Genomic DNA, 17244 nt, shown 5'->3' with positions numbered 1-17244 from the left:
CCAATTGACAGGCGCGCCGGAACCGTCAAAAGGCGCCGGATCAATTCTCGGGCAGAAGCGTTCCAGTTTCATATGACGGCGAGCATCACATCGACCGAAGCTCCGGACGGGCCGGTCACCTCGGGTTTCTGGGGCCTGACGCTCGGGAGCATCGGCGTTGTCTTCGGCGACATCGGCACCTCGCCGCTCTACGCATTCCACGAGGCCGTCAGGGGCGCGGCCCACGGTCAGCCGGTCTCGCGCGTCATGGTGCTCGGCGTGCTCTCGCTGATCCTCTGGGCGCTGCTGATCGTCGTCACGGCCAAATACGTGCTGCTGCTGCTGCGCGCCGACAACAACGGGGAGGGCGGCACGCTTTCCCTCATGGCGCTCGGCCAGCGCGCGCTCGGGCGGCGGAGCTGGTTCCTGATGGCGCTCGGCGTTGTCGGCGCCTCCATGTTCATCGGCGATTCCATGATCACGCCGGCGATCTCGGTGCTGTCGGCGGTCGAGGGTCTGAAGCTCGCGACCCCCGCCTTCGAGCACTATGTCGTTCCCCTGACCGTTCTCATCCTGGCGCTGCTGTTCGCGGTCCAGAGCAAGGGGACGGCGCTGGTCGCCTCGGCCTTCGGGCCGGTGATGGTCGTCTGGTTCACCGTTCTTGCCGTGCTGGGCGCCATTCACATCGCCGACGATCCGTCGGTGCTGGCAGCGATCAATCCCTATTACGCGCTGCAATTCCTGCTGTCGCACGGCACCATCGGCCTGGTGACGCTGGGCGCGGTGTTCCTCGCGGTGACCGGCGGTGAGGCGCTCTACGCAGATCTGGGCCATTTCGGCCGCAAGCCGATCCAGTCGGCCTGGATGTTCTTCGTGCTGCCCTCGCTCCTGATCAACTATTTCGGGCAGGGCGCGCTGGTGCTGTCAGATCCCAGCGCGATCGAGCACTCTTTCTATCGCATGGTGCCCGAGCATTTCGTGCTGCCACTGGTCGGGCTTGCGACCGCCGCGACCGTGATCGCGAGCCAGGCGGTGATCACAGGGGCCTATTCTCTGGTCTATCAGGCTGTGCAGCTCGGTCTCCTGCCGCGCTTCGAGGTGCGCTTCACCTCGGAAACTCATGCCGGCCAGATCTATCTGCCGCGTGTCAACCGGCTGCTCCTGATCGGTGTGATGCTGCTGGTGCTGTTGTTCCACACCCCCAGCAATCTGGCTTCGGCCTACGGCATTGCGGTTTCCACCACCATGGTCGCCGACGGCATCATGGGCTTCATCGTGATCTGGAAATTGTGGAACTGGCGCGCCGCGACGGCCGCAGCCGTGATCCTGCCCTTCGTCGTGGTCGACATCAGCTTCTTCAGCGCGAACCTTCTGAAGCTGCTGGAAGGCGCCTGGGTGCCGCTGCTGTTCGGCGTGATCATGGCCGGGACAATCTGGACCTGGCGGCGAGGGTCCGGGATCCTGATCCAGAAAACGCGCCGTATCGAGGTGCCGCTGGACGATCTGATCCGGAGCCTGGAGAAGCGGCCGCCGCACATCGTCAAGGGCACCGCGGTATTCCTGACCAGCGATCCCTCCTTCGTGCCGACCGCGCTGCTGCACAATCTCAAGCACAATAAGGTGCTGCACGAGCACAACGTGGTCCTGACCATCGAGACCGCGCATACGCCGCGGGTCGACCTGTCGGAGCGTTTCCGGATGGAGAAGATCAGCGACAAGTTCTTCAAGGTCCGCCTGCGCTTCGGCTACATGGAGCAGCCGAACGTGCCCAAGGCGCTCGCGATCGCGCGCAAGCAGGGCTGGCAGTTCGACATCATGTCGACCTCGTTCTTCGTGTCGCGGCGTTCGCTGAAGGCGTCGGCGCAGTCCGGCATGCCGCTTTGGCAGGACCATTTGTTCATCGCGCTGAGCCGGTCCGCCAACGACGCGACCGACTATTTCCAGATTCCCACCGGACGCGTGGTTGAAGTCGGAACCCAAGTCACCATCTAAACGGCGATCGGCAGAGGCATGCAAAATTGCATGTCTAAGGCCCGAAATCGGGCTAGGCTATGCCGGCAGCGCAGGCCTATAAGCCGCGCGCTCCTCGCCGTTGTGCAGCGAAGCATTTTTAGAGGCCATCAGGCTCTCCCATGACAAGTGACGTAGCGATTTCCGCCCCGGAAACGGCGGCGGCCAATGGGCATGGCGATGCCCACACCACCGCCGGTTTCGGTGCGCTGACGCTCGGCAGCATCGGCGTCGTCTATGGCGATATCGGCACCAGCCCGCTCTACGCGTTCCGCGAGGCGGTGATGGCGGCTTCTGGCGCGGAGGGGTTGCCGACGCCGGCGGCGGTGCTCGGCGTGCTCTCCCTGATCCTGTGGGCGCTCATCGTCGTGGTGACGCTCAAATACGTCGTGATCCTGCTCCGCGCGGACAACAACGGCGAGGGCGGCACGCTGGCGCTGATGGCGCTGGCCCAGCGCGCAGTCGGCACCCGCGGAACAACCATCGTCATGCTCGGCATCATTTCCGGCGCCCTGTTCTACGGCGACGCCGTGATCACGCCGGCGCTCTCGGTGCTGTCGGCGATCGAAGGCATGAAGGACATCACGCTGCACTTCGAGCCCTACATCGTACCGCTGACCGTGATCATCCTGGTCGGTCTGTTTGCCGTGCAGTCCCGCGGCACCGCGCGCGTCGCCGCCTTCTTCGGCCCGATCATGTGCGTCTGGTTCGCGGTGATCGCGATCGCGGCGATCCACCCGATCATCCAGCAGCCGCAGGTGCTGTTCGCGCTGAATCCGCTCTACGCCGTGTCCTTCATGATCCACCACGGCATCATCGGCTTCGTGACGCTCGGCGCTGTGTTCCTGGCGGTCACCGGTGCCGAGGCGCTCTATGCCGACCTCGGCCATTTCGGCAAGCGGCCGATCCAGACCGCCTGGCTGTTCATCGTGCTGCCGTCGCTGGCATTGAACTATCTGGGGCAGGGTGCCCTCGTGCTCGGCGACCCCGGCGCGATCGTGAGCCCGTTCTTCCAGCTCTTTCCGCAAGGTTTTTTCCGCGGCTGCATGGTCGTGCTGGCGACCGCCGCAACGGTTATCGCGAGCCAGGCGGTCATCACCGGTGCCTATTCGCTGACTCGTCAGGCGATCCAGCTCGGTCTGTTGCCGCGCTTTGAAATTCGCCATACGTCCGAAGCCCATTCCGGCCAGATCTTCATCCCGCGCATCAACCAGCTCCTGCTGGTCGCGGTGGTCCTGCTGGTGCTTTTGTTCCGCTCCTCCAGCGCGCTGGCCTCGGCCTACGGCATCTCCGTTACCGGGACCATGGTGGTCACGGCGTTGATGGGCTTCGTGGTGATCTGGAAGGTCTGGCGGTGGTCGCCGTTCACGGCTGCCGCCCTGATCGCGCCGTTCCTGTTCCTCGACCTCACCTTCCTCGCCGCCAATCTGCTCAAGGTGTTCGAGGGCGGCTGGGTGCCGCTGGCACTCGGCGCGCTCATGATCATCCTGATGTACACGTGGCGGCGCGGCAGCCGGCTGCTCTTCGAGAAGTCGCGCAAGCTCGAATTCCCGCTCGCCGACCTCGTGGCGATGCTGGAGAAGCGGCCGCCGCAACGCGTGCCCGGCACCGCTGTGTTCCTGACCAGCGACCCCCTCAGCGCGCCGACCGCGCTGATGCATAGTTTGAAGCACTACAAGGTGCTGCATGAGAAGAACGTCATTCTGACCATCGAGACCGCACAGACCCCGCGCATCGATCCGGCCGAGCGGGTGAAGCTGGAACAGATCTCGCCGACCTTCTCCAAGGTGACGCTGAAGTTCGGCTTCATGGAATCGCCCAACGTGCCGAAGGCACTGGCGATCGCCCGCAAGCTCGGCTGGCAGTTCGACATCATGTCGACCTCGTTCTTCCTGTCGCGGAGGGCGCTCAAGCCGGCCGCCCATTCCGGCATGCCGCGCTGGCAGGACCGGCTGTTCATCTCGCTCAGCCGTTCCGCCAACGACGCCACAGACTATTTCCAGATCCCCTCCGGCCGCGTCGTCGAGGTCGGCACCCAGGTGACGATCTAAAGTGACGATCTGATCCTCCTTTTGCAGGTCGCGCTTCAAGTCGCTGCGATTTAGCTTTAACTTGCGCAAGGCAGCTCAAGCCTTTGTAGCGCTTGATTTTCACCGGCCGAGAGGCGAGGTTGCCGCCCGCCGGGATCGCCCCGGCAGCGGCCCGCGACGTTGGAGGATGATGTGGCAAATCAAGTACAGGATCTGACCCCGGACGAGGTCTCCAAGGGTGTCGCGGAAGGGCGCTATCTCCTCGTCGACGTGCGCGAGCCGAACGAGGTCGAGGCCGAGGCCTATCCCTACGGTGTGGTCGTGCCGCTCTCGACCTTCGATCCCAAAGCGATCCCCGATCCCGAGGGTAAGGAGGTCGTGTTCGCCTGCCGCTCGGGCAAGCGTTCGGTGACGGCCTCGCTGGCGGCGCAGGCCGTGGGCCTGCCTTACGACAAGCATCTGGCGGGCGGCATGCTCGGCTGGAAGGCGGCGGGTCTTCCCAGCAAGGTCGGCGGCTGACCCCGCCGATGTCCAAGAGCTCGTCCCTCAATAAGGTCTTCGCGGACCTTCCCGTCACCATCTTCGAGGCAATGTCGCAGGCCGCGCGCGACAATGCCGCCATCAATCTCGGGCAGGGCTTTCCCGACGATCCCGGGCCTGAGGACATCCGCCGCGCTGCGGCCGAGGCCTCACTGAACGGCTACAATCAGTATCCGTCGATGATGGGCCTGCCGGAACTGCGCCAGGCGATCGCGACCCATTACGGCCACTGGCATGGCCTCGAGCTCGATCCGATGAGCGAGGTGATGGTGACCTCCGGCGGCACCGAGGCCCTGACCTCGGCCATCCTCGCCGTCGTCCAGCCCGGTGACGAGGTGGTGTGCTTCCAGCCGGTGTACGATTCCTATCTGCCGATCATCCGTCAGGCCGGCGGCATTCCGCGCCTGGTCCGGCTCGAGCCGCCGCACTGGCGGCTGAATGAGGACATGCTGAAAAGCGTCTTCAATTCAAAGACCAAGGCGGTGCTCTTCAACAATCCCCTGAATCCGTCCGCGGTGGTGTTTCCGCGCGAGGACCTCGAGCTGCTGGCGCGCTACTGCCAGGAGTTCGACGTCATCGCGATCTGCGACGAGGTCTGGGAGCACGTCACTTTCGACGAGCACAAGCACATCCCGCTGATCACCATCCCCGGCATGCGGGACCGCACGATCAAGGTCGGCTCTGCCGGCAAGATCTTCTCGTTGACCGGCTGGAAGATCGGCTTCGTCTGCGCCGCGCCGCCGTTGCTGCGCGTTGCCGCCAAGGTGCACCAGTTCCTGACCTTCACCACCGCGCCGAACCTCCAGGCCGCCGTCGCGTATGGCCTCGGCAAGCCCGACGATTACTTCCTGTCGATGCGCAAGGACCTGGCGCGGAGCAGGGACCGCCTCGCCAAGGGGCTGGAGAGCCTCGGCTTCCCGGTGCTGAAGTCACAGGGCACCTACTTCCTCACCGTCGACCTGTCCCCGCTCGGGCTGAACGAGAGCGACACCGAATTCTGCTGGCGGATCGTGAAGGACTACAAGGTCGCGGCAATTCCGGTGTCGGCCTTCTACGAGCAGGACCCGGTGACCTCGGTGGTGCGCTTCTGCTTTGCCAAGAAGGACGAGACGCTCGACACCGCGCTGGAGCGGCTGTCGGACGCGGTGCGCGGGCGCAAGAGGTAGCGGAGATGACGATCGTCAGCCGCTTTGGATTTGGCCTCGCGATCGCCGCCGCGCTGACGTTGCTCTCCGCTCCCGCGGGGGCCGAGGAGCGGGTCGTCAACTTCTACAACTGGTCGAACTACGTGGCGCCCGATGTCCTCGAGGCCTTCACCAGGGAGACCGGCATCAAGGTGGTCTACGACACTTTTGACGCCAACGAGACCCTGGAGACGCGCCTGATGGCCGGCAAGTCCGGCTATGACGTCGTGGTGCCCACCGCCTATTTCCTCCAGCGCCAGATCAAGGCCAACATCTTCCAGAAGCTCGACAAGTCGAAGCTGCCGAACCTGGCCAATGCCTGGCCGGTGGTGACCGAACGTCTCGCGATCTACGACCCCGGCAATGTCTACGCCGCCAATTACATGTGGGGCACGACGGGCATCGGCTACAACGTCGCCAAGCTGAAGCAGATTCTCGGAGCGGATGCGAAGATCGAGAGCTGGGACATCGTGTTCAAGCCGGAGAACCTCGCGAAATTCAAAGACTGCGGCGTCCACATGCTGGATTCCGCCGACGACATCTTTCCGGCGGCGTTGAATTATCTCGGGCTCGATCCGAACTCGACCAAGCAGGCCGACCTTGAGAAGGCCGCCGACGTCGTCGCCAAGGTGCGGCCCTCCGTGCGCAAGTTTCATTCGTCCGAATATCTAAGCGCGCTCGCGACCGGCGAGATCTGCTTCGTGGTCGGCTGGTCCGGCGACATCATGCAGGCCCGCGCGCGCGCTGCCGAAGCCAAAAGCGGCATCGAGATCGGCTTCGCCATCCCGAAGGAGGGCGCGCAGATGTTCTTCGACAATCTCGCAATCCCCGCGGACGCCAGGAACGTTAGGGAAGCCTACGAGCTGATCAACTATCTCTACCGTCCGGACGTGGCCGCCAGGAATACGGACTTCCTGTCCTACGCCAACGGCAATTTCGCCAGCCAGAAGCTGGTCGATCCGAAGATCCTGAACGACAAGAATATCTATCCGGACGAGGCAACGCTCGCAAAGCTGTTCGTCATCACGGCGCGCGAGCCGGCGACCCAGCGGGTCATCAATAGGCTCTGGACCAGGGTGAAGACGGGGCGGTAAGACGCTGACAGGAAGCGGACGCACACCTTGCTCAGTCGTCGTGCCCGGGCTTGTCCCGGGCATCCACGTCTTTCCTGCTGTGTGGCGATGCGTGGATGGCCGGGACAGGCCCGGCCATGACGGGAAGAGTTGCGCCCGCGACCGCTACCGCCACCTGCGGTGCAGCCACAACCACTGCTCCGGATGCTCGCGGACCCAGCCTTCCACCACGCTCGTGATCGCCTGCGTGGTGCCCTGGATGTCGATCTTGCCGTCGGCGTCGCGCACCGGCTGGACCTCTTCGGTGATCTCGGCGGTGAAGCGGCCGCCGGGCAGGCGGATGACGCGGACGCCGTGGATTGGGCATTCGACCTGGCGCAACAGGCGCGCCAGCATCGGATTGGCGCGGGTCTTGCGGCCGAAGAAGGTGACCTCGACCCCGCCGGTCAGATACTGGTCGATCAGCATGGCGACGTGCTTGCCGTCCTTGAGCGCCTGCGCGAGCCGCAGCGGCGCGTCGCGCCCCGCCGGGATCAGCGTGCCCATGTTGACCTGGCGCATCTCCTGGATGATGCGGTCGGCAGACGCAATATTCGGGCGCCGGTAGAGGATCGCCGCGTCGAGCCCGTGTGCGACGGCGGCGAGCGCCGGCAATTCCCAATTGGCCAGATGCGCGGCGAAGATCAGCGCCGGCTTGCCGTCGTCACGGATGCGGTCGAACAGCTCGATGCTGCGGCTGGGCAGTTCGATCCGACTGTTTTCCGGATGATCGCGGTCGTAATCCCAGACGTGATCCATATGGGCGAATTCGGCGCCGACGCGACCGAGATTGTCCCAGACGCCCATCAGGATGGATTCGATTTCTTCGGGCGACTTGTCCGGAAACGCAGCGGCGAGGTTGGCGCGGCCGATGCGGTGCTCGCGAAGGCGGGGCCCGATCAGCCTGGTGACGCGTGCGAAAAAGTCCGAGGTCTTGGCCGGATCGAAATAACGCGTGGTGCGCAACATGCCGACGGTGGCAGCGCCGATCAGGCCTCCACCAATCGACTTGGCCGTCTCCCGCGCGCGGGCCTTCGTCCTCGCAGGAAGCAGCGCCATGCGTCCGGTCAGGCCGGTTCGCGGGTCAGGATCAGCGAGGCGTTCTGGCCGCCGAAGCCGAACGAGTTCGACATCACAGCGGTGACGCGGGCATCGCGTGCCTTGTTGCCGACGACGTCGAACAGGATCGTGGGATCCGGATTGTCGTAGTTGATCGTCGGCGGGATACGCTGATGCTCCAGCGTCAGCAGCGAGAAGATCGCCTCGACCGCGCCGGCGGCCGAGATGGTGTGGCCGACCATCGACTTGTTGGAGGTGACCGGAATCTTCGAGATGAGATCGCCGAACACGGCCGATGTCGTGTTGTACTCCATCTTGTCGTTCTCGGGCGTCGCGGTGCCGTGCGCGTTGATGTGGTCGATCTGGTCCGGCGTCATGCCGGCATCGGCCAGCGTCTTGTTCATGCAGCCGATGATCGGCTTGCCGTCGGGCGAGGAGCGGGTACGATGGAAGGAATCCGTGAGCTCGCCGCAGCCGGCGATCACGCCGAGAATTTTTGCGCCGCGCGCGGTGGCGGCTTCATAGCTCTCGAGTACCAGCGCACCTGCGCCTTCGGCCATGACAAAACCGTCGCGGTTCTTGGAGAAGGGACGGGAGGCCGCCTGCGGCGGATCGTTCTGGGTCGACAGCGCCGAGAGCAGCGAGAAGCGCACCAGCGCCTCCGGATTCACGGTGCCGTCGGTCGCCACGCACAGCGCGGCATCGGTCTCGCCGCGGCGGATCGCCTCGACGCCGAGCTGGATCGAGGTTGCGCCCGAAGCACAGGCCGTCGACAACGAGATCGGCGAGCCCTTGGTGCCGAAAGTCTCGGCGAGGTAGGCCGCGACCGAACCGAACATGAAGCGGTGGTGATAGGCGCTGTACTTGCCGCCCCCGGAGATGCGCAGCAGATCGTCATAATTGAAGTCGAGCTTACCGACAGCACGGCCGAGCTCGCGGCGCTGCGGCCATTCGACTTCGACAGGTGCGACCGCAAGGAAGAGAGGACCCGGGAAATCCGCCTTGGCGCCGATGCCGGCCTGGTCCAGCGCCTCCTGCGTCACCAGTTCGGCCATCCGCTCCGACAGGGCGGTGGAGGAGAACGGATCGACGCTGACGAAATCCACCGTGCCGGCCATCGTGGTTTTCAGGCCGTCGACCGGAAAGCGCGTGATGGTGCGGATGCCGGATTCGCCGGCGACGAGCTTCGCCCAATTGTCGGTCTTGCCGTTGCCGAGCGAGGTCATGATGCCCATGCCGGTGACGACGACGACGGGACGCCCGAGTTTGTCGCGTGGTGCAGTCATGTCGATCCCCGCTTGAGCTGGAGCATGATCCGAAAAAGCGTGACGCGGTTTTTCGAGAAGATCATGCCCAAACAATAACCCGCCAAAGCGCAACGCGCTTTAGCTTACTGCCTCGACCAGCGCCATGCCTTCGCCGCGCCAGTGTCCGGCCCCCACCACCACAATCTGGGTGGGCGCTCCCTGCATTTCAATCTCGGTGCCCGTGGAATCGTTCGGCGGAAACAGCGCGCCGCGAGAGATCGACAGCGCGGCGAGCGCGATGCCGAGCGGGAATTGCGTCTCCATGGTGTGGCCGAACATCGTGCCGGTCGAGCGCACCGGGAACTCGGCGTGGCCCTTCAGGAATCCGCGCTCTTCTGATGTCGCCGGCTCGGCGCCGGTCGCACCGGATATGATCGCGCCCTTGCCGTCGCGCTTCGGCAACTTTGCCCAAAGCTTCTCCAGCGTCGCCGCCATGTCGCCGGGGGTCTTGCGCCGGGCGAGGTCGGCAACGACGCTCGACAGCTTTGCGAACGGCTTTGCGCCGCGCGCTTCCGCATGCGCCTTCGATTCCAGCACCAGGAACGCGCCAGCCGAGCCGAGCGCGAAGCCGGCGTGGTCCTTGCGCGCCCACACGGGGGCGAACTTGTCCTTCAGATTGAAGTCGCCGAATTCGTAGAGGACCATCAGGTCCTTGCGCTCGCCATTGTGCGAGCCGCCGATCAACGCGATGTCGCTCTCGCCGGAGGCGATGCGTGACAATGCGATGCGGGCGGCATCGGCGCCGGCAACCTCTTCACCCATGAAGGTGCGGGAGGTGCCGCCAATGCCGTGCACGATGGCGATGTTGCCGGCGAGCAGGTTGGAGAGCTGGGCCAGGAACAGCGTCGGCCTGAGATCGCTCATCAGCCGCTCGTTGAGGAAGCCCGGCGCGTTGGCGCCCTTGGCCTCGGCCGTGAGCACACCGGTGTCGACGTTGAGATCGCGCTCGCCGCCGCCGGCGGCGACCACCATGTCGATCTTCGACAGGATATCCTTGTTGCCCTTGATCCCGGCGGAGTCGAGCGCAAGCCCGGCCGCATAGGTGCCAATGCGCTGCCAGGCTTCCATCTGGCGCTGGTCGCCCTTCTTCGGAATCTGGCTGTCGAAGGTAACGGGCATCAGGGGGTGCACGATGTAGGGCGCAAACCCCTTCTCGTCGACATTGATGCGCTTCTCCTGAAGCGCGGCCCAGTTGGCGTCCAGGCCCTCGCCGAGCGAAGTGGCCAGGCCAATGCCCGTGATCCAGACTTCCGTCTGGGCGGGCTTCGAAGCAGTCTCGGTCATGGCGATACGGCCTGTTGCGGAAAGCCGACGCGTTTGGCGACCGCGTCCATGTGGGCACGCATATCCGCATGGGGAAAGGGAATCTGCGTGAAGGTCAGCGTCGAATTCGCGCGCAGCTTGCCGCCGACCTTGATCTTGGCTTCGGTCACGGCGTAGCCCGAGCCCTGATGGGCCAGGCTCGCCTCGATGCTCATGAGATCGCCGGGGAAGACCGAGCCGCGGACCTTGGCCTCCTTGACGGCAGCCAGGATCGGCATGCGCTCGAATTTGAGCACGCCAAGCTGAAGCCAGCCCGAGGCCTGCGCCATCGATTCGATCAGGAGCACGCCGGGCATCAGGGGATAGCCCGGGAAGTGCCCCTCGAAGATGGTGCTCTCCATCGGGACCTGAGCCTCGACGACAATCGTCTTCGCGTCGACGTTGAGGTCGACGACGCGATCTATCATGTGGAAGTATTCGAGTTGCATGACCGCGCGCTTAGGCGCTCGCGCCCTTGGCCGCAACCAGTTCGTCGATGCGGGCGCACAGGTTTTTCAGCACGAAATACTGCTCGGTGGTCGCTTTGCCGTCGTTGACCTCCTGGGTCCACTTTTCCAGCGGCAGCTTGATACCGAACTGCTTGTCGATCGCGAACGCGATGTCCAGGAAATCGAGGCTGTCGATGCCGAGGTCATCGATGGCATGGCTATCCGGCGTGATCGTGTCGCGCGGGATGTCGCAGGTTTCAGCGATGATCGTAGCGACCTGATCGAATGTGGAGGACATCACTAAGCCTTTGATATATTGCAGATATTTGTCAGATTTTCCAGAGTGGAACGGTGGGTGGGCATCGCGCCCCGATGATGCCCTCAACCCCCCTCTGGCCGGGTCGAAAGCCCGTATATCGGAGCGCCGCCCTGAGTTCAATGGAGCCGGCGGGTGTGGGCACAGGGGCTGGGGATGCCCCGGCTGAGCCGTTTCCGCCGAAGCACCGTCGGCGGGCCGCGCCAGACGTCTTGCCTGCCAAATGTTCTGCCTAGATGTGCGGCGTCGTGATCTTGACGCAGTCGCGGCGGCCCATCAGCACGCAATCCTGGTTCCGGCGCAGGTCGGCGATGCTCACCGCGAGCCATATCCCGATCGCGGTCAGTGCGATGGTGAAGGCCAGCGCCGCGATGTTGGCGAGCATGCGATGGCGGAAATCGTCCGGTTCGCTGCGGGGCTGCTCGTAGCGCGACAGGTCGAGCGGCTCGGGCGCGACGCGCAATTGCTGCACGCTGCCGTTGCCGCGGTAGCCCGTCGGGGAAGGCGAGGTGCGCGGCCTGAACTGGAGCACCCGGTGCTCGTCATCCGAGCTTATGGGCCGCTGGGTTGTCATGGCGCAGGGATCACTCCGAAGCAGCGATTTTTAGATAGCATACGTGGTGAACGCGTTGCAGAAAATCTTCTCAACACGCACGTACATTGCGCGTTTGCACTATCCTGCAGGGCTGCGAACGAAGGACCGCGGAACCCTGATCGTTCCGGCATGCAGAGGGTGCGATGCAATAATCTCCGCCGAGCCGAATGCATTGCCGGCGCGATGCCCATGGCATAGTCCAGGGAACCTGACCACGCAGCTGCAACCGTATTAAGGGCCTTTCGATCATGACCAATACGCGCGAACCGAGAGTGCATCCGGTGCCGATCCTGTCGCTGCGGCCGACGCAGATGACGGTCGGGATGCGCGAGGTCAAGGAGAAGCGCAAGCGCTGGCGCGAGCACGACAAGAAGAAGCAGGCCGATCTGCTCGGCAAGCATATGATCCCCGTCGTGCACGGCCCCGACGAGCGCTATTACGTGATCGACCATCATCATCTCGGTCGCGCGCTGCACGACGAGGGCGTCAAGGAGGTGCTGGTCACCATCGTCGGTGACCTCAGGATGGTCGAGCGCGAAGCGTTCTGGGGCGTGATGGACAACAAGCGCTGGGTTTACCCCTACGACGCCAAGGGCGAACGGCGACCATTCCGCGATTTGCCCAAATCCGTCGTCGATCTCAAGGACGATCCCTTCCGGAGCCTTGCCGGCGAGCTGCGCCGTATGGGCGGCTTCGCCAAGGACACCACGCCCTTCTCCGAATTCCTGTGGGCCGATTATCTGCGCCGAAAGCTGTCGCGCAAGGCCGTGGATGCCAATTTCGACAAGGCGCTCGAGAAGGCGATGTTCTCAGCCAAGAGCAAGGACGCGATCTATCTGCCCGGCTGGTGCGGACCGGCGGAGGATGATTAGGCGCAACGCTCGCAGCAGTCCGGCATGCGGCGCGGCAAACCGGATCTGATCACAGCCTCTTGAGCGAAACCATCTTCCGTCCGCACGAAGCCGTGCTGAAACAAAGCCGTGCCATCTGTACGAGTGTCGAGCTCACACAGGAGGCCGAAATGCGCCGTCTGGTTTTCGCCGTTGCCCTGCTCGTGGTTGCTTCAGCCGGGATCTCGGCATCATTTGCCGCAGTTCACCATGCCAAGACGTTGACGTTTTCCGAGCGCTTTGCCCCGGCGCTCGAGTTGATGGCGAAGCGCTAGTCCAGCGCCATAGTGCTGCGCAGCCGCTGGCAATGCAGTTGCGACAAACCTGCTGCCCAACGGCGTCGCGCGCTTGACGTATCGCAAACAGACTTTTGGGGCCGGCCGCTAAGGTCCGCCGGCATGACCGCCGAACCAGCCTTGCGCATCCGCGTCGCCAGGTGGCTCCAGATCATGCCGTCTGGAGACATGATGATGAGTCTGATTCTTCGCATTCTGTTTGTGTTCGCCGGAGCTGTCACTGCGCTGTTCGTCGCGCGTGACGTCCTGAACTTCACGATCATCCAAACTTTCGTCGCCGTCCTGCTGATGACCGCCGTCGTGGCTCTCGGGAGCCTTTGGAGCCTGCGGCGCAAGGCGTGAGCGAGGCCCGTCGGTTCAACCAGCAGCGTCGTGATCGATTTTGCGCAGCCGCACAAAGGCGGCCCAGGCCCGCGGATAATCCTTGTCCGTGGGATCAATCGCAAGTAGCGCGCGGCATGCTTCCTTGATCTCCTCAGGCGAAGGACGCTTGGCCGGAGTCCCGGATGACTTGGCTTGCTCCCATCGACCCTCGATATCTTTCGCGAAAGCCAGGGCCTCGGCGCTCGTCCGCTTCTGGGTCGATTTCGCCAGCGGATGGTCCGAGGGGAAATTCGGCCATGCGGCTGGCGGTTGGTCGACACGCCATGTCAGTTCATCTGCTTGTCGCGCCTCCACCGCCGAATTTGAATGCTGTGCTGCTGGCGCCCATCCTGCCCCTGCTGAGGCTGCCGAACCTGACGAGCCGGTTGATCTCCGCGGGACCGCCGAACCTGGCGCGACCGCCGCTGTCTGTCCCGCTAGCTGGCCAAGCTGTTGCTCCATCGTTCCGCCGCTGGACTTGGGGATGATTTTTTCGACGGTCTTGATCATCGACAGCGCGCCTGGCGATATCAGCGTGTTCTGGTCGGCAATTTTGTCATCGGCCGCGCCTGGGCAGGGCTTGTAAGGAGAACGCTGCGACGTCATCCGGCCGTCGTCGTCGATACGCGCAAAATCGATCGCGACGGTGTAAACGAACGCGGCCTCGACATACTGCCTCTCCTTGTCCAACGCCTTTACGGAGCCGCATACGTATTTTGCCTGGTCTGCATCGATCGTTCGCAGGCCGTTGAAGTGAGCTGAATTCGGCGCAATGAGGACGCGTAAGACGGCAGCCCGTGCCTTGCCATGCTCCGATTCGAACATGCTCCATATCTCGTTCGCGTTGATGATCTCCGGCTGATAGTTCCATGCGTATCCGGCCGCGAAGAATGCCGTGCCGATACAGGTCGCGATCACAAATGCCCGCACGTTCATGAGAAGCCCCCAACAGGCACGACTCATCCGCGTCCCCGTTGACGGAAACTGCGCAAGTTGTGCCAAAGCGTTTGTGCTAGTTGAGGGTGAGATTCTTAATTAAACGTGTACGATTGCGAAAACGCAGAGTTCCCGTCAAACGGGAACTCATCCACTGCGTTTGTCGGCTATGCGTTCCTTCCGCGCTCGCGGCGGTCGATCATTTCTTCGGCAGCCGTCCCATCAGATAGAATTCGTCGTTCGGCCGCATGCCGGTGAAATTCGCCAGCCGGTTCGACAGCGCAAAGAAGGCGGAGATTGCGGCGATGTCCCAGATGTCGTCGTCGTTGAAGCCGTGCGGCGCGAGCGCGGTGAAATCGTCCTCGGAAATCCGCTGCGCATCGGCCGAGACCTTCATCGCGAAGTCGAGCATCGCCTTTTGCCGCGGCGTGATGTCGGCCTTGCGGTAGTTCGTGGCGATCTGGTCGGCGATCAGCGGGTTCTTGGCGCGGATGCGCAGGATCGCGCCGTGCGCAATCACACAATACTGGCACTGATTGGCTGCCGAGGTCGCGACCACGATCATCTCGCGCTCGGCTTTGGTGAGGCCGCCGTCCTTCTCCATCAGCGCGTCGTGGTAGGCGAAGAAGGCGCGGAACTCGTCCGGGCGGTAGGCGAGCGTCAAGAACACGTTCGGCACGAAGCCGCTCTTCTCCTGCACGGCGAGGAGACGTGCGCGGATGTCGTCAGGGAGCGCATCGAGGGCGGGAGCGGGGAAGCGTTGCGCGGCGGTTTTTGTCATTGGCTTGTTTTCCGGATCGGGGGCACCGAACATTAGTCGATGCTGGCGGTCGCCTCAACGTGCCACACACTCAGTGTCATCGCCCGATTTAATCGGGCGATCCAGTATTCCAGAGACAGCGATGGGATGCGGAGAAGCCGCGGCGTACTGGATGCCCGCTTTCGCGGGCATGACGGCGGAGTTTGCCGAAGCGGTATCCGCCCCTTACCGCAGCGGCTTCTTCAGCAGCGAGAAGCGGTCCGGATCCAGCCCCATCGATGGTTGCAGCATCGGGGCTTCGACGTTGGAGAGCGTTTTCGCGGGCGGCGCCGAGAATACCGGATCGTTCGGCACGTCGCGCTGCGAGGTGGCACCACGCCAGCGCTCGAGCACGGCGCCGACGAAATGCATGTCGTGACCGGAGGTGACGGACGGCACGCTGCTGATGGTGGCTTCGCCGCGCGGCAATTGATGCGGCGGCACCTCCTTGAAGCGCAGCCGCGTCGGCAGCGCGACACCTTCGCCGAAGGCCAGCACTTCGCGGGTGCCGAGCGAGGGCACGAACGAGAGCAGGTTCGCGGCCGCGTCCGACACCGCGGCGCGCAGCAGCGCCTGGTCGCGCTCGTTGGCAAGGCGCATCGTGAACAGCGTGTTGCACTGGGAGATGATGGTGGCGTCGAGCTCGGCCGGACGCTGGGTGATGAGGCCGAGATAGACTCCGTATTTGCGGCCTTCCTTGGCGATGCGCGACACCGCCTTGCGGGTCGGCCCGAAGCCGACATTGCGATCGGCGGAGGCATAACGGTGAGCCTCTTCGCAGACGAACAGCATCGGCGAAACGCCGTCGCTCCACAGGCCGAAGTCGAAGGCCATGCGGCAGAGCACCGAGACGACGGAATCGATGACCTCGGCCGGGAAGCCGGCGAGCTGCATCACCGTCATCGGCTTGCCGTTGGCCGGCAGGCGAAACAGATGACTGATCACCTCGGCCATGGTGTCACCGCCGACATTGGCGTTGTCGAACATGAAGGCGTAGCGCGGGTCGTTGCGGACCGCCTCGATGCGGGAGATCAGCTTGTGATAGATGATGCGCGAGGAGCGGTTCTCGAGCTTGCCCATGCGCTCGTCGATCAGCGACATCAGATCGACCAGGCGATAGGGCACCGGCGTATCGACGGTGTAGCCGATCTGCTTGGGATCGATGCGCTTCAGGCCAATGCGGTCGGCGTTCTGGTACTGGGTGTAGACGCCCTTGGCGAGCGGAATGACCTCGGCGAGGACGTCGAGCTCCTCGGGCACGCCGGCGCGGCCACCGAACAGCACGTCGACGATTTCCTCGAAATTGAACAGCCAGAACGGCAGTTTCAAATTGCGCGGGTTGAGCACCAGCGCGCGGTCGCCGAAACAGCGGCCATATTCGTTGTGCACATCGAGCAGGAAGATGCGCAAATTCGGGCGTGCCTTGAGGATCTCGTTGAGCAACAGCGACACGCCGGTCGATTTACCGACGCCGGTCGACCCCAGCACGGCAAAGTGCTTGGAGAGCATTTCCTCGATGTCGACATAGGCGACGACGGAGCTGTCCTGCTGAAGGAAGCCGACATTGATCTGGTCGGAACCGGTGGGCGCGTAGATCGTGCGCAGCTCTTGGCTCGTGATCAGGTCGACGGAATCGCCGATGGTCGGATAGTTGGTGACGCCGCGCTGGAATTTGGCCTTGCCGGTCGCGTTGAGGATTTCGCCCAGCAGGTCGACCGAGGCGATGGCGATCAAATTGTCGTTGCTCGAGAGGTTCTCGCACGACACCTCGGTAATCATCGCGACGATGACCGAGCTGGCGCAGCGTATGCTGACGAAACGTCCGACAGTGGCCCGAACTTCCGAGACCGGCATCCGGCTTTCAGCCAGCAGCCCGACCCGGGCGAGCGACCCGCGAACTGAAATCACGCGTCCAAAGGATGTCACAATGAATGAACCTGGCAAGAGCAACGGGTTGTCCTGGACTATGCACGGCCGTCGCTGGACAAACGGTTAAACGGCAGGCGCCGGCGCTTCGTTAAATCCGCGACAATTCGGGTGAGAAGTTTGTTCCCAATGCATACTTTCAGGCAGAAGG

At 63.7% G+C, this 17244-nt stretch carries 17 protein-coding genes; 8 read left to right on the top strand and 9 right to left on the bottom strand.

Translation table 11 applies throughout. The features are described from left to right. Nucleotides 1-72: 72 nt before the first annotated feature. The 5 genes from AC0L21_RS02590 (at nucleotide 73) to AC0L21_RS02570 (ending at nucleotide 6837) form a co-directional block, all read left to right on the top strand. Nucleotides 73-1971 (top strand): potassium transporter Kup, encoded by a 1899-nt coding sequence (locus AC0L21_RS02590; RefSeq protein WP_007608836.1) that lies wholly within the window; start codon nucleotides 73-75, stop codon nucleotides 1969-1971. A gap of 140 nt (nucleotides 1972-2111) precedes the next feature. Further along, nucleotides 2112-4040, top strand: a complete 1929-nt coding sequence (locus AC0L21_RS02585; RefSeq protein WP_473257699.1) for a potassium transporter Kup — start codon at nucleotides 2112-2114, stop codon at nucleotides 4038-4040. A gap of 171 nt (nucleotides 4041-4211) precedes the next feature. Beyond that, nucleotides 4212-4538: a rhodanese-like domain-containing protein gene (locus AC0L21_RS02580; protein WP_473257697.1), complete on the top strand. Its 327-nt coding sequence runs from the start codon at nucleotides 4212-4214 to the stop codon at nucleotides 4536-4538. A gap of 8 nt (nucleotides 4539-4546) precedes the next feature. Continuing rightward, on the top strand, nucleotides 4547-5725 hold the full coding sequence (locus AC0L21_RS02575; RefSeq protein ID WP_473257695.1) for an aminotransferase: 1179 nt from the start codon (nucleotides 4547-4549) through the stop codon (nucleotides 5723-5725). A 5-nt stretch (nucleotides 5726-5730) separates the two neighbouring features. Beyond that, the gene (locus AC0L21_RS02570; protein ID WP_473257692.1) at nucleotides 5731-6837 is read left to right on the top strand and encodes a polyamine ABC transporter substrate-binding protein; all 1107 of its coding nucleotides are present in this window, start codon (nucleotides 5731-5733) and stop codon (nucleotides 6835-6837) included. Nucleotides 6838-6981: 144 nt separating this feature from the next. On the opposite strand, the gene AC0L21_RS02565 is transcribed toward AC0L21_RS02570, so the two are convergent. The 6 genes from AC0L21_RS02565 to AC0L21_RS02540 all read right to left on the bottom strand — a co-directional run bounded on the left by AC0L21_RS02565 (nucleotide 6982) and on the right by AC0L21_RS02540 (nucleotide 11862). Then, nucleotides 6982-7914 carry a lipid A biosynthesis lauroyl acyltransferase gene (locus AC0L21_RS02565; RefSeq protein ID WP_473257689.1) on the bottom strand — a complete coding sequence of 311 codons (933 nt, stop codon included), beginning with the start codon at nucleotides 7912-7914 and terminating at the stop codon, nucleotides 6982-6984. 8 nt (nucleotides 7915-7922) lie between these two features. Further along, on the bottom strand, nucleotides 7923-9200 hold the full coding sequence (locus AC0L21_RS02560; protein WP_473257687.1) for a beta-ketoacyl-ACP synthase: 1278 nt from the start codon (nucleotides 9198-9200) through the stop codon (nucleotides 7923-7925). Nucleotides 9201-9299: 99 nt separating this feature from the next. Continuing rightward, a complete protein-coding gene (locus AC0L21_RS02555; protein WP_007592478.1) occupies nucleotides 9300-10505 on the bottom strand; it encodes a beta-ketoacyl-ACP synthase in 1206 nt (401 codons plus the stop codon). Then, the gene (locus AC0L21_RS02550) at nucleotides 10502-10972 is read right to left on the bottom strand and encodes a 3-hydroxyacyl-ACP dehydratase FabZ family protein (protein WP_007608856.1); all 471 of its coding nucleotides are present in this window, start codon (nucleotides 10970-10972) and stop codon (nucleotides 10502-10504) included. The genes AC0L21_RS02555 and AC0L21_RS02550 overlap by 4 nt, the downstream gene beginning before the upstream one ends. A 10-nt stretch (nucleotides 10973-10982) precedes the next feature. Then, nucleotides 10983-11270: an acyl carrier protein gene (locus tag AC0L21_RS02545; RefSeq protein ID WP_007592476.1), complete on the bottom strand. Its 288-nt coding sequence runs from the start codon at nucleotides 11268-11270 to the stop codon at nucleotides 10983-10985. Between the two features lie 250 nt (nucleotides 11271-11520). After that, nucleotides 11521-11862 carry a hypothetical protein gene (locus tag AC0L21_RS02540; RefSeq protein ID WP_473257685.1) on the bottom strand — a complete coding sequence of 114 codons (342 nt, stop codon included), beginning with the start codon at nucleotides 11860-11862 and terminating at the stop codon, nucleotides 11521-11523. A 269-nt stretch (nucleotides 11863-12131) separates the two neighbouring features. Here AC0L21_RS02540 and AC0L21_RS02535 point away from each other — a divergent pair, with 269 nt between their 5' ends. The 3 genes from AC0L21_RS02535 to AC0L21_RS02525 all read left to right on the top strand — a co-directional run bounded on the left by AC0L21_RS02535 (nucleotide 12132) and on the right by AC0L21_RS02525 (nucleotide 13411). Then, nucleotides 12132-12755: a ParB-like protein gene (locus AC0L21_RS02535; RefSeq protein WP_473257683.1), complete on the top strand. Its 624-nt coding sequence runs from the start codon at nucleotides 12132-12134 to the stop codon at nucleotides 12753-12755. A 59-nt stretch (nucleotides 12756-12814) separates the two neighbouring features. Further along, complete coding sequence (locus AC0L21_RS02530) at nucleotides 12815-13048, top strand: hypothetical protein (RefSeq protein ID WP_473257681.1); 234 nt, start codon at nucleotides 12815-12817, stop codon at nucleotides 13046-13048. Nucleotides 13049-13189: 141 nt separating this feature from the next. Next, the gene (locus AC0L21_RS02525; RefSeq protein ID WP_473257679.1) at nucleotides 13190-13411 is read left to right on the top strand and encodes a hypothetical protein; all 222 of its coding nucleotides are present in this window, start codon (nucleotides 13190-13192) and stop codon (nucleotides 13409-13411) included. A gap of 15 nt (nucleotides 13412-13426) precedes the next feature. On the opposite strand, the gene AC0L21_RS02520 is transcribed toward AC0L21_RS02525, so the two are convergent. The 3 genes from AC0L21_RS02520 to AC0L21_RS02510 all read right to left on the bottom strand — a co-directional run bounded on the left by AC0L21_RS02520 (nucleotide 13427) and on the right by AC0L21_RS02510 (nucleotide 17093). Then, a complete protein-coding gene (locus tag AC0L21_RS02520; RefSeq protein ID WP_473257677.1) occupies nucleotides 13427-14368 on the bottom strand; it encodes a hypothetical protein in 942 nt (313 codons plus the stop codon). 199 nt (nucleotides 14369-14567) lie between these two features. Continuing rightward, nucleotides 14568-15149, bottom strand: a complete 582-nt coding sequence (locus AC0L21_RS02515; RefSeq protein WP_473257675.1) for a peroxidase-related enzyme — start codon at nucleotides 15147-15149, stop codon at nucleotides 14568-14570. Nucleotides 15150-15353: 204 nt separating this feature from the next. Next, nucleotides 15354-17093: an ATP-binding protein gene (locus AC0L21_RS02510; RefSeq protein ID WP_007592463.1), complete on the bottom strand. Its 1740-nt coding sequence runs from the start codon at nucleotides 17091-17093 to the stop codon at nucleotides 15354-15356. Nucleotides 17094-17244 lie beyond the last annotated feature (151 nt).

It is taken from the genome of Bradyrhizobium sp. WSM4873 (assembly GCF_055811355.1).
This window is presented reverse-complemented; position numbering and strand designations above follow the sequence as displayed.

Excerpts from the sequence above, each read along its gene's own strand:
- AC0L21_RS02590 (WP_007608836.1), top strand. The coding sequence starts at position 73 with ATGACGGCGAGCATCACATCGACCGAAGCTCCGGACGGGCCGGTCACC.
- AC0L21_RS02585 (WP_473257699.1), top strand. The coding sequence starts at position 2,112 with ATGACAAGTGACGTAGCGATTTCCGCCCCGGAAACGGCGGCGGCCAAT.
- AC0L21_RS02575 (WP_473257695.1), top strand. The coding sequence starts at position 4,547 with ATGTCCAAGAGCTCGTCCCTCAATAAGGTCTTCGCGGACCTTCCCGTC.
- AC0L21_RS02570 (WP_473257692.1), top strand. The coding sequence starts at position 5,731 with ATGACGATCGTCAGCCGCTTTGGATTTGGCCTCGCGATCGCCGCCGCG.
- AC0L21_RS02565 (WP_473257689.1), bottom strand. The coding sequence starts at position 7,914 with ATGGCGCTGCTTCCTGCGAGGACGAAGGCCCGCGCGCGGGAGACGGCC.
- AC0L21_RS02560 (WP_473257687.1), bottom strand. The coding sequence starts at position 9,200 with ATGACTGCACCACGCGACAAACTCGGGCGTCCCGTCGTCGTCGTCACC.
- AC0L21_RS02555 (WP_007592478.1), bottom strand. The coding sequence starts at position 10,505 with ATGACCGAGACTGCTTCGAAGCCCGCCCAGACGGAAGTCTGGATCACG.
- AC0L21_RS02550 (WP_007608856.1), bottom strand. The coding sequence starts at position 10,972 with ATGCAACTCGAATACTTCCACATGATAGATCGCGTCGTCGACCTCAAC.
- AC0L21_RS02545 (WP_007592476.1), bottom strand. The coding sequence starts at position 11,270 with ATGTCCTCCACATTCGATCAGGTCGCTACGATCATCGCTGAAACCTGC.
- AC0L21_RS02540 (WP_473257685.1), bottom strand. The coding sequence starts at position 11,862 with ATGACAACCCAGCGGCCCATAAGCTCGGATGACGAGCACCGGGTGCTC.
- AC0L21_RS02535 (WP_473257683.1), top strand. The coding sequence starts at position 12,132 with ATGACCAATACGCGCGAACCGAGAGTGCATCCGGTGCCGATCCTGTCG.
- AC0L21_RS02520 (WP_473257677.1), bottom strand. The coding sequence starts at position 14,368 with ATGAACGTGCGGGCATTTGTGATCGCGACCTGTATCGGCACGGCATTC.
- AC0L21_RS02515 (WP_473257675.1), bottom strand. The coding sequence starts at position 15,149 with ATGACAAAAACCGCCGCGCAACGCTTCCCCGCTCCCGCCCTCGATGCG.